This window comes from Halorubrum sp. Atlit-8R, assembly GCF_003666025.1.
Lineage (GTDB): Archaea > Halobacteriota > Halobacteria > Halobacteriales > Haloferacaceae > Halorubrum > Halorubrum salinarum.
Map to the genome: position 1 here is coordinate 1 of NZ_QPLV01000055.1, position 467 is coordinate 467.

General features: G+C 50.3%; 1 protein-coding gene. It reads left to right on the plus strand.

Going from position 1 to position 467, the window contains the following annotated elements; translation table 11 throughout:
• Window positions 1–215: 215 nt before the first annotated feature.
• Window positions 216–467, plus strand: a 252-nt coding sequence (locus DVK05_RS16555; protein ID WP_121564964.1) for a MarR family transcriptional regulator, incomplete at its 3' end; no start/stop codon positions are given.

Genomic DNA, 467 nt, shown 5'->3' on the forward strand with positions numbered 1-467 from the left:
TGAATGCTGGGAGGATCCAATTCCATCTCGTGCTGATGGAAAGTCGTCACAAGATATTCTTCAGGACTTCACCGACGTGTTCGACTCTGCCGGGGACTATTGAGGGATTCACTCCGGTGGATCGACCTGATCAGCACAGCAATCACGGCCAATCTCATAACGAGTGTTAGCGACAGAAAGAACGATTATAATGAATACACGTTAGCTGTTGGAATATGAGTGCGTCACAGGGTGAAGCCGATCTCTCGGAGGACGAACGTGCGGGTCTTGATCTGGTCCGTGAGACAGGTGGGATTCACCAGAGCGACTTTTGGAAAGAACTAGATGTCTCTTCGCGAAAAGGAAGCCGACTAGTCGAAGCGCTTGAGAGTGCCGAGCTGATCCAGCGTGAGGAAACGGTGTACGAAGGTCAACGGACCTACTATCTCGAACCAACAGCATCTGATCGTGACTTTTCACTACTGATG